Raw genomic sequence first — 11,868 nt, forward strand, 5'->3', positions numbered from 1 at the left:
TGCATATTGTCCAAAACGGCTGTCATCGGCAATAAGCCCTTTTAAATCCTCAGTTCCTGTTTTAGTTCCCAATAAAATTGGTCCATGTAAAAAAGCAACATATTTATCCAGATAGGGTAACTTTTCGACACTATTGTGCATTGGTAATACAACCTCGACAATATCTCCTTTTTTCCATTGCCTATTTACACTAACATAAGAGGAAGGTTTATTGTTAAAAGCAAAACTTTTATCATTAATCAAGATTTTTAAAGCACCTTCTTTAACCCAACTTGGATAACGAATAAGTAAATTAAATTTTGAATGACCTTCTTCAATGATAATTTTTGTTTGTTCCTGCTCAGGGAAATTTGTTAACTGTTTAATTTTAATTCCTTTCTCTTTCCAATTCAATGCTGAAGCTATAAACAAATTTAAGTACAGCGAATCTTTTACATGTGTGTAAATAAACTGATTGTATTTTCCATGATTTTCCATTCCGGTACCTACACAACACCACATGGCTTCATTAGGAGCAGAATAAACCCTGTAATGACGTGGTCTGGCTGGAGTAAAGTACACATAACCGCCATGCTCTGGATGTTGCGAAGAAAGTATATGATTGAATACCGTTTTCTCATAATAATCGGCATATTTTGCTTCTGGAGATACTCTAAAAAGATCTTCCGTAAGTTTAAGCATGTTGTAAGAATTACAAGTTTCTGGTCCATCTACTTCACTAACATAATCAATACTTGCTGCTTTGCTTGGAAAATGTTCTTTTCTGCTATTTCCTCCAAAAGCCAATGTGCGGTTAGCGATTACAGTATCCCAAAAGAAACTTCCTGCATCTCCATATTTTTTATTGTCACTTACCTCTGCAATTCTTTCAAAACCTACAAATTTTGGTATTTGTGTATTGGCATGCATGTTGTCTAAATTATCAGTTCCTTCTGATAATGGATTCAGCACTTTTTTGTGCGAATAGCGTTTTGCTGCGGTAAGATATTTTTTATCGCCTGTCATTTGGTAAGCATCTGCATACACTTCAGGCATTCCTCCATGCTCCATATTAAGCATCGATTCCATTTGATCGTCACTTAAAGCCGATGTTATATCAATACCCCAATCACAGAATTTTAAAAATACTATTTTAGCTTCTTCATTATCTGTGTATAACCAAGCATCTCTTAATCCTGCATACATTTTATGCAAGTTGTAATAGGGTGCCCAAGCCCCATTATAAATCGCAAAATCTCCTTTTTTAAAGGAAGACCATAACTCTTTGCTTTTTGGAAAACCGCCCGCGTATCCAATACCCCATTCTTTATTATTGATAGCATTTGCTTCCTGACAGAACTTAATTTCAGAAACGATATAGTCCATCCTTTTTTTACACTCTTCATTCCCAGTCGAAGCATAATTTATAGCCATAGCTGACAAATAATGCCCGCCAACGTGCCCGTCAAGTCCTTCCCAATTAGGATAAGTTGGCGCTTTGGGTTCTAAACCTGCTTCTTTTCTATAGGGTGCTAATAATCTATTAACATCATATTTTAAAAGAACTTCAACATTTAAGTCTTGGGCATGTTTAAAAGGTCCATCTAATAGACTTACATCCTCTAATGGAAATTCATTTGGATATAGTTTTTCTTGTGACTGAGCGCTTATAGCGAATAATGAAAAACCTAAAACAACCGTTACTTTTAATCTGTTTACTAATACCATAATAATTTTATTGAACAGTCACCTTGGTCATTTTTAAATCTTTAGCATCGGAACTATTACCATAATATACCTCATACTCGCCAGAAGTTACAGCCATTGCCATAGTTTTAGTATCATAAAATTCAAATGATGAAGCAGGTAATTCAATAGTTACATTTTGTTTTTCTCCCGCTTTTAATTCGATTCTTTTAAAAGCTTTTAATGTTTTTAGAGGACCACCGATATCATTTAATTTTCGAACATACACCTGAACGATTTCCGTTCCTTCACGTTTGCTGGCATTTTGAATAGAAAAATTCAATTGGGTATTTTCATTTGATTTTATCGTTGTTTTACTCAATTTAGCCGAACCAATATTGAATTTAGAATAACTCAAACCAAAACCGAAAGGAAACAACACATCTGTTGTGTATCTGTAGGTGCGATTCTTCATTGAATAATCTTCAAAATCGCCTAATACTTCTGAATTTTTATAAAAAGAAATAGGCAATTTTCCAGCAGGATTGTAATCTCCAAAAAGAACATCTGCCACAGCCTGACCTCCTGATTCTCCTGGATACCAAGCTTGTAAAATAGCATCACAACTTTCTGTTTCTGGTGTTAAAGCAATAGCAGAACCCGAGCAGTTTACAAAAATCACTTTTTTCCCAGCCTCTTTCAGCTCTTTTAAACATTTTCTTTGAACAGCTGGAAGATCAATATTGGTACGATCTCCGCCTTTGAAACCTGGATAAGAAACCGGCATTTCTTCGCCTTCCAATAAAGTCGAAAGCCCGCCTACAAAAACTACTGTATCAATGCCTTTTAATTTTTGAATTAATGATGTAAAATCGACATTAAATTCTTTTCCAAAATCAAATTCCAAATTTGCTTGCCAGTTGTTGGATTGGGCGTACAGAATTTCGATTTTATATTTTTTCCCAGCTTCAACAGCAAACGGAAAATTACTTGGAAGAGTTCGCCAATTGGTATATTTTGCAATAGATTTTCCGTTAACAAATAATTCAAATGCTCCTGTAGCTCCCGTTTTAAAAACAAGATTATCATTTTCTTTGGCAGTAAACTCTGCTTCATATTTTGCCGAAAACCCTTCAAGTTTCACACCTGAAGCAAATTCGTGCTGACCAGCAGTTGTCATTTTTATTGGATTTGTAATTTGTACCGATGTAACGCTATTACCTTCTCTATTTGCGTTATTCCAATAGGTAGCTTTCATTCCTTTTTTGCCATCAAATGAAATTTGGTCAAAATAGGTTTGAGTTACTTTATCTTCGACTAAATCACAGCCTTTATCATAGAAAATTTTATTTACGTCGATTTTAGATTCTATTCCATCTTTAATGGTAATTGTTTTAACCGGAGTACCGTTATAATTTCCCCACATCATTGGCTCATTATCAGCATTTGGCCCAATAATAGCAATTTTAGTTGCTGTCTTATTTAGTGGAAGAACATTATTTTTATTTTGCAAAAGCGTCATTGACTTACGTGCCATTTCTAATGTCAATTGCTGATGTTCTTTGCTGTTAAGTACCGATTCCGGAATTTTTGTCCAAGGTACTAAGGCGTCATCATCCATTTCACCCAAATCAAAACGACCTACCAAAACTCGTAGTAAACTTTTATCGATGTCAGATTCTTTTATTAACCCTTTTGCTACCGCTTGAGGCAGTTCTTTGAAAGGATACTTTTCCCAAACACATTCTACGTCAGTTCCTGCAAGTACGGCTTTTGAAGCAGCGTGAACAGCATCTGATGAAACTTTATGAGAAGTATAAAAATCCGTAACGGCACCACAATCTGAAACAACCAAATATTTAAATCCCCAATCATCACGAAGAATACGTTGCAATAATCGAGTATTACTGCAACAAGGTTCGTCGTCAAGGCGCTGATATGCACACATTACTTCACGCACATCAGCATCCTGAACTAATGATTTAAATGCCGGAAGATAGGTTTCATATAATTCACGTGGATCTACATTATTCAAGTTCAACTCATGTCGGCTCCATTCTGGTCCTGAATGCACGGCAAAATGTTTGGCACAGGCTAATAATTTACGGTATTTAGCATCTGCAGGGCCTTGCAAACCTTTTACAACAGAAACACCCATTCGAGAAGTAAGATATGGATCTTCGCCGTATGTTTCCTGACCCCGACCCCAACGAGGATCCCTAAAAATATTTACGTTTGGTGTCCAAACCGAAAGACTTAAAAAACGTTTATTTTCATTACCATTTTTAATCCATTGGTTGTATTTTGCTCTGGCCTCATCCGATACCGCGTCAAAAACTTTATACACAAATTGATCATCAAACGAAGCGGCCATACCGATAGGCTCAGGAAAAACTGTAACATTGTCGTTGTTCGCATAACCGTGCAAGGCTTCACTCCACCAGTTGAATTTTTTAATTCCAAGCCTTGGAATAGCATCCGACTGATCGCACATTAATATTGCTTTTTCTTCCAGAGTCAATCGTGAAATTAAATCTTTCGCCCTTTCTGTCGAACTAAGTGATGGATTTCTAAAAGGCAATTGTTGCGCATTTACACTTAGTATTGAAAATGAAATAACACAAATTAAATATTTGATTTTCATGATTTTATATTTAAATTAAAAATGTTTTTTTTTTAAGAGACTAATTCGTTTTAGAAATTTTATCGTCAATATGGAAATAATCAAAATCGGCATAACCACCTGTATTTTTGGTAGCATAATTGAACAATCCAAATCGGTAACCCATGAAGTGCGGAAGTGTATACGGTAATTTTATTGCGTTCCCGATACTAGTCCATTTTTTACCATCCAAACTATAATAAAATCTTCCTGTGTCTGCTCTATCTTTGAAATCACATTCTGCTTTCAAATACACTTTATCCTGATTCAAAGGGACACTCTCGATTTCTTCTGGAGTTTCTTTTTCGGCATCAATCATCACAATTTTTTTAGAACCATTTTCGATTTTTACAGCTACCAATCCAAAGTTTTTTTGCAATAACGAAAGTCCAGCTAAATCGCCTTCTTTTAATTTAGACACTTCAACTAGCGTTGATCCTGAACATTGTGGGCCAAAAGTTCTCTGAGTTAATGTGTTTTTAGCCTGAACAAAACTGCTATCAATTCGGGCTGTTTTTAATCTTAAATAACCTTTTCTTTCTTTCAGAGACCATAGGGAATTATCTGGATTGTGATTCCATTGCCAAACTAATGGTAATTCTCTTTCACCAATTTTACTAGTAAACTCATCCGAATTAACAATATTAGGAATAAGGCTTTTGTTCGCTGGTAAATCAAGATTTTCAGGTACTTTACCGTTTTCTCCCAATATTGGCCAATCATTTTCCCATTTAACGGGAACTAAATACGGAATACGCCCTACACCACCAGCATCTCTAAATAAATAGGAAAACCATTTCCCATCTGGAGTGTCTATAAGTCCACCCTGCGCAACACCTAAATCCTGTAAACCAACTTTTCCTTCCCAAGGGCCATTAATAGTATCAGCACGATGAATAATCACAGTACGCATCCCTCCTTTTGGCCAGACGATATTAAACAAATAATATTTTCCTTTGATTTTAAAAAGTTGAGAACCCTCAGACGGCAACATGATATTATTTCCAGCAGGAGCATTTGCATTTTCGATTAAAACCCTTTTTGTTTCTTCTTTAACTGCAGAAAGATCACTTTGTAATTCAACAATTTGAATTTTTCCACCGCCCCACACAAGGTAAACTTTGTCATTATCAAACAAAAGGGAATGATCATGGTATGAATTATTTAAAACAATTCTTTTCCAAGGACCTTTTTCTATATTTTTTGTTGAGAAAATATAGGTTTTGCCTGTTGTTCCGGAAAAAGTGCTTACATAATAAATTCCGTTGTGAAACCTCAAACTACTCGCCCATGAACCTCTGCCATAATCATTTTTGCCGTTGTCTAAATTTAGTCTGTCATCATTATCTTCAAGTGTATCATAAGCATAATTGACAAGTTTCCAATTTACCAAATCACTTGATTTCATAATAGGAACTCCAGGATTCATGTGCATTGTGGTACTGCTCATGTAATAAATATTACCAACCCTGATTATTGACAAATCCGGTACATCTGCATAAATGACAGGATTTTTTGCCTGCGAAAAAGCAGTTGCAACAAGCACGAGGCTTAACAGTAAAGATCGAATAATATGTTTCATCAGATAGTATATTGTTTTTGTAAAGTCCTTTTAAATATTGTTCAAAGAAATCTCTTTAAGTCTCGTTTCTACTCAAAATAACCGAAAATTTTTTACCACAAATTCTACAAATTTTCACAAATAAATTAGCGTCAATTTGTGCTGTTCGTAGCAGTTTTTAATCCGTAATTTAACTTCTAGTGATTGTGTTTGATTGATGACATACTTATTTAACCGCTTTTACGCCTTCTTTAGTTTGAATAACCTTTTGGATTGTTCCATCTGGATTGTAATACATATAATCAATACAAATCGAGCGTCTGTAACTGCCGCCTGTCGGAAGCGATCCGTTATGATACATGAAATAAGATTTCCCTTTAAAATCAACAATTCCTGGATGTGTTGTAAAACTATTTGGAACATTTTCCTGAATTATTCCTTGGTACGTCCATGGACCTTGAATGTTAGTGGCTGTACAATATTCTATCATTTCCGGTTTAGTTCCAGCACTGGCGTATACTAAATAGTAAAGGTTTTTTCTTTTGTACACCCAAGGACCTTCGATGTAATTTTTTGGTTTAAAAGTTGTAATCTCTCCATCAACCTCGATCATGTTCTTTTTAAGTTTTACCCATTTGCAGCTTCCATTTCCCCAAAACATATAGGCCTGTCCATCATCATCAATAAAAACGGTTGGATCAATATCGTCCCAGCCATATTTCATATCTGTTGTCATTTCATTAGTAATTAAAGCTTTTCCGATAGCGTCTTTGAACGGACCTGTAGGACTATCTGAAACTGCTACACCAATAGCCGCGCCACCATTGCTGTTTTCATCTTTTTTGTGAAATGTGGCTACAAACCAATAAAATTTACCTCCTCGTTCGATGCATTGTGCTGCATAAGCATCTCCTGTTGCCCATGAAAAAGTCGCCGGAGATAACACAGCGCCATGATCTTTCCAATTCACCATATCTTTGGACGAAAACACATGCCAATCGGGCATTTTGTAATTGGTATCCTCTGGCGTAGCTCCATCATGTCCAGTGTAGAGATATACCGTATTTTTGTAAACCATTGGGGCAGGATCTGCCGTAAAAATGTCTTTTATTATTGGGTTTTGCGCTTGTATGCAAGTTGCTCCTAAGATTGCAATAGCTTGAAAAATGATTTTTAATTTCATGTGGTTTGGTTTTGTAATTAATAGCAATTATTATTATTTAATAGGCACAACTTGTTCTGTCCACGTGGGTGGATTTATATAAAATCTGCCATTTGCATAGTAAACAGGTTCGATTCCCAGTTGAGGAAATTTTTCCCATGGTTGAAAAGTCTGGCTGTAAGGATAAGGCCTTTTATCGTACATAAAATAATGACATGATGTCCATAAATTCCCATCGGGACCAATAAACAATGCATTATGTCCTGTTTCTTGATACGGATCCTGAGTATCTGTAAATTTCAAATGGTCGTAACCGCCACTAACCGCTAATTCTGGGCGATATCCTTTTTTTCTTGTTCCAAATATCGGTTCCTGAGAAACCAATTCCCAAGGCCCCAATGGCGATTTGGATTTCAAAAGACCAACTTCATAGCCACGAGTCCAAGTCGAAAAAAACATAAAATAGGTACCTTCTTTTTTAATCACAAAAGGGCCTTCAATGCCGCCAATCATCCATTCGGGATAACCTGGTTGTTTTTTATCCAAAAATTTCTCTATTGGAGTCGTTAATTTTCCAGATTTTAAATCAATTTTAGCCTGAAAAAGACCATTGCCGCTACAATACAAATATGTATCTCCATTATCATCTTCGAATAAAGTAGCATCATTGTTATATTGATTAGTTAGTGGTCCATTCACCAATTTGTAAGGTCCTGTGATTTTATCAGCAGAAAAGAGCCAAATACTATGAGTATTCATTCCTTTTGGGTCTTCTTTGGTTACTTTTCCGCTATTGATTGTAAGCCAATATTTATTTTGAATGAAATGAATTTCAGGTGCCCAAAAACGTCCATTATAAGGACAATCCTCAGGTAATTTTGTAGCATCAATTAAATAAGAATGAAATTTCCAATTAATCATATCATCAGAAATCAGAAGCTTCACACCTGGATTTGGTCCAGTCCACACTGGATTTGATGTCCCCACAGCATACCATTTATCACCAACTTTATTGATCATATAATCTCTCATCGAAAGAATGGAATCTCTTGTGATGGGATTGGTATATTTAAAAACTTTTTCAATAGCATTGGTTTTTATTCCTTTTTTCAAATCATTATTTTGAGAAAATGAAAAAGAAGTAAAAAACAATAATCCATATATAAATTGATTTCTCACAGTGTTAATTTTTTATAATTCTTAATTGATAAAATTTCGGACTTGCATTTCCATTTTTAGCTGTTATTTTAATATTTACAACTTCAATCTTATCAATATTTATCCTGATAGACTTCTTTTCTACACCAATCACATCGGCTGGTTTTTCGTTAATGAATATAGCGATGTCATTCATTTTAACTTCATCCAAAACACTTATGTCTAAGAACTTACCCTGCGTATTTTTATTAAGCATTTGATAGTAAATATACGAACGGGTATTTCTCCAAAATTTTCCGTCATCATAACCTGAATTGCTTTTTTCGCCTTTATACAAATGATCTACTTCGGGCTGTTGTTCACCACAATTTATTTTATCTACTGTTTTGGCTTCTACAGCCATTGCCTCAATTTCCTGTTGTTTCAATAAGGCTTGTTTTTTATTATATTCATCTTTTGAATAGGTTTGAAAATACATTTGATACCGGGAATCGTGCACTTCAAAAAATGGCTCTAATTCTAATGAATCTAAACTGAAACGCATATTACCTAATTCCTTAAGCTTTGAAACATAATCTGACTTTTCACCGACTAATGCGTATGCTTTATCTAAAGGAATATATTTTCCTTTGGCAACATGTCCCATTCGGCTATCATCAGCAAATAAACCATCTAAATTTTCTGTAGATGTTTTGGCTGCCAAAACGATTGGTCCATTGACAAAAGCACTCCAATTGGAACCATCAGGCAAATTTTCTAAATGAGTAGCCGTTTTAAATTGAATTGTTAATACATCACCATCTTTCCATTTTCTTGAAATAGTACTATATCCAGAAGGCGTTAATTCTATCTTTTGCACCTTTCCATTTAAGAGAATTTCAAAATTTTCGGCCCATTTTGGATAACGAATATTTAAAGCGAATGTTTGAGGTTTTTTAAGTTTTAATACAAATTGTGAATTGTTCTCATACGGGAATTTTGTAGTTTGTTCCAAGACCATTTCTTTTTCTTTCCAGTTTAAAACTGAAGGAATAAAAAGATTCACAAAAAGAGCATCATCCAAATGGGTGTAGATTAATTCTCCATACTTTGTGTGATTTTCCAATCCTGAACCAACGCAACACCACATACTGGTTTGCGGTTGTGAATAAACTCGATAATGATTGGGACGAATTGGTGTAAAATAGACAAAACCTCCTTTTACGAGATGCTGACTGGAAAGGATATGATTGTAAAGTGTACGCTCATAAAAGTCAATATATTTTACGTCATTCTTATGCAAAAACAGTGCTTTGCTCAGGCGTTCCATATTGTACGAGTTACAAGTTTCTGGACCTTCATTTGACTTTAGCATTCCGCTAAAATCATTTGTTGGATTAAAATGCTCTGAAACACTATTGCCACCAAAAGCGACAGTTCGTTTTTGCGTAACATTATCCCAAAAAAAATCTACCGCACTGGACCATTCTTTATTGCCTGAAAGTGTTGCAATTTTTTCAAAACCGATAACTTTTGGGATTTGCGTGTTGGCGTGCAGTCCGGTTAATTTGTCTTCTTTTTTTAATAAAGGGTTTAAAAAGGCTTTGTGCGACAATCTTTCGGCAGTTTCGAGGTATTTTTTATTTTTTGTAATGGTGTACAAATCGGCAAAGGATTCATTGATTCCGCCATGTTCTGTTTTTAAAATTTTCTCAATCTGCTCATCAGACAACGGCCGAATCAACACAATAAACCAATCTCCCAATTTGATCAGTATAGTTTTTGCTTTTTCGCTGCCTGTATAACGATAAGCATCATTTAAACCTGCAAAAAGCTTGTGAATATTATAAATTGGAACCCATGTGTTATTCAGTCCAAAACTACTGCCGTCGATATCTCCGTTATGAATTCGATCCCAAAAAACTTTTCCTTGCGGGATTCCGCCAACATAACCATTGCCGTTCTTTTGCTGACAATTCTCCAGTTCAGAAAGCATGTAATCCAATCTGTTTTTAAGCTCTATTTTTCCTGTCGCAGCGTACATCATTGATAATGCTGATAGGTAATGACCTGCAATATGACCATCCAGCCCAATACTCTCCCAATTACCATATCGATTTGATTTTGGAGGAATGCCCGCGTCTAATAAATAAGGTGCTAAAAGTTTGTCTGGATTTAGATCCATAATATATTTAAAATCAACATCTTGAGCGTTTTTAAATGGACCATCTTTCAGCCTAACATCTTTCAGGTCAAAAGACTGCATTTGAGCTGTAACTGAAGTACCCAGTAATACTATAAATAAGCTATATAAAAATCTAATATTCATCGGATTATTTAATTAAAAAAGTATAGGTTTTTCCTTTGACAGTCATAACATCGTATAGAAATGTTGGCTTAATTTCTAAAAGTTTTATATCAGATTCTTTTGAAATAATAGGCTTTTCAACTTGGTCAACTTGATAAAATTCATTTGAATTAACTCCTGATGCTATATTTAAATTTTTACTATCCTTCAAAATAATTTCGTTTGGAGTTCTTAATCTCAAATTTCCACCAAGATTTGAGTGAATGGTTACAGCAATTAATTTTCCTTTTTCCCATTTCATGGCTTCAATTTCAAAACCTCCTCTTGCCTTTAAACCAAGTATTTCGCCATAATTACTTAAATCATCCGGTAAAGCTGGCAGTAAATGAATTGCACCATCGGAACTTTGCATTAACATCTCGGTAATTCCAGAAGTACAACCAAAATTTCCATCAATTTGAAACGGCGGATGAGCATCAAAAAGATTATTGTAAGTTCCTCCCCCTTGATTTATTCCAAGTGGTGTTAATTGGTTTTTTATCAATTTGTAGGCATGATTTCCGTCTTGCATTTTTGCCCACCAATTCACTTTCCAGCCCATACTCCATCCTGTAGAAACATCACCTCGTTGCAGTAATGTATTGTTGGCTGCCGCAAAAAGTTCAGGAGTTCTATAAGGTGAAATTTGATTTGAAGGATACAAACCATATAAATGCGAAATATGACGGTGATTGTCTTTTGGATCATCAACATCATCTAGCCATTCTTGCAATTGATTGTATCTTCCAATTTGCATTGGAGGAAGTATTTTGCGCATGGTTCTTAAACTATCGGCAAATTCTTTGTCTTTACCGAGAATTTCAGATGCTTTTATAGCAGTGCTAAAAACATCAAATACAATTTGATTATCCATTGTTGAACCAGCAGTCATTGCCGAATTCTGATGCGATTTTGGTGTGTTTTCGGGCGAATTTCCAGGTGCTACTACCAACCAACCATTTGCAGGATCTTTTACTAAAAAATCAGAATAAAAAGTTGCCGCACCTTTTAAAACTTCATATACAGATTGAAGATAAGCCTTGTCGCCTGTATACAAATAATGTTCCCATAAATGTTGGCTTAACCAACCGCCACCTGCGTTCCATACTCCCCAAGTTGCACCATCAACTGCACCATTGATTCTCCAGATATCAGTATTATGATGTGCCATCCAGCCTCTGGCGCCGTACATCACTTTTGCTGTTTCTTTTCCAGTTTCGGCCAATTCTTGAATCATTTTTAAGAGCGGCTGATGCATTTCTGATAAATTCGTTTTCTCAGCTGGCCAATAATTCATTTCTGTATTAATATTGATTGTGTATTTGCTATCCCAA

Annotated in this window: 7 protein-coding genes; all 7 read right to left on the minus strand. The window is 35.2% G+C overall.

Annotated features, from left to right (window positions below; translation table 11 throughout):
- Window positions 1-1,707: glycoside hydrolase family 127 protein (locus tag VLC96_RS05760; RefSeq protein ID WP_325261254.1), on the minus strand; the 1,707-nt coding region annotated here is incomplete at its 3' end.
- 7 nt (window positions 1,708-1,714) lie between these two features.
- Window positions 1,715-4,309: a xylan 1,4-beta-xylosidase gene (gene xyl3A / locus VLC96_RS05765; RefSeq protein ID WP_325261255.1), complete on the minus strand. Its 2,595-nt coding sequence runs from the start codon at window positions 4,307-4,309 to the stop codon at window positions 1,715-1,717.
- A 40-nt stretch (window positions 4,310-4,349) separates the two neighbouring features.
- On the minus strand, window positions 4,350-5,909 hold the full coding sequence (locus VLC96_RS05770; RefSeq protein ID WP_325261257.1) for a glycoside hydrolase family 43 protein: 1,560 nt from the start codon (window positions 5,907-5,909) through the stop codon (window positions 4,350-4,352).
- A 205-nt stretch (window positions 5,910-6,114) separates the two neighbouring features.
- Window positions 6,115-7,071: a glycoside hydrolase family 43 protein gene (locus VLC96_RS05775; RefSeq protein ID WP_325261258.1), complete on the minus strand. Its 957-nt coding sequence runs from the start codon at window positions 7,069-7,071 to the stop codon at window positions 6,115-6,117.
- Between the two features lie 33 nt (window positions 7,072-7,104).
- Window positions 7,105-8,229: a glycoside hydrolase family 43 protein gene (locus tag VLC96_RS05780; protein WP_325261259.1), complete on the minus strand. Its 1,125-nt coding sequence runs from the start codon at window positions 8,227-8,229 to the stop codon at window positions 7,105-7,107.
- Window positions 8,230-8,233: 4 nt separating this feature from the next.
- On the minus strand, window positions 8,234-10,516 hold the full coding sequence (locus tag VLC96_RS05785) for a glycoside hydrolase family 127 protein (RefSeq protein WP_325261260.1): 2,283 nt from the start codon (window positions 10,514-10,516) through the stop codon (window positions 8,234-8,236).
- Between the two features lie 4 nt (window positions 10,517-10,520).
- Window positions 10,521-11,868 (minus strand): glycosyl hydrolase family 95 catalytic domain-containing protein (locus tag VLC96_RS05790; RefSeq protein ID WP_349255325.1); only part of this gene is annotated, 1,348 nt, incomplete at its 5' end.

This window comes from Flavobacterium sp. (assembly GCF_035456085.1).
GTDB lineage: Bacteria > Bacteroidota > Bacteroidia > Flavobacteriales > Flavobacteriaceae > Flavobacterium.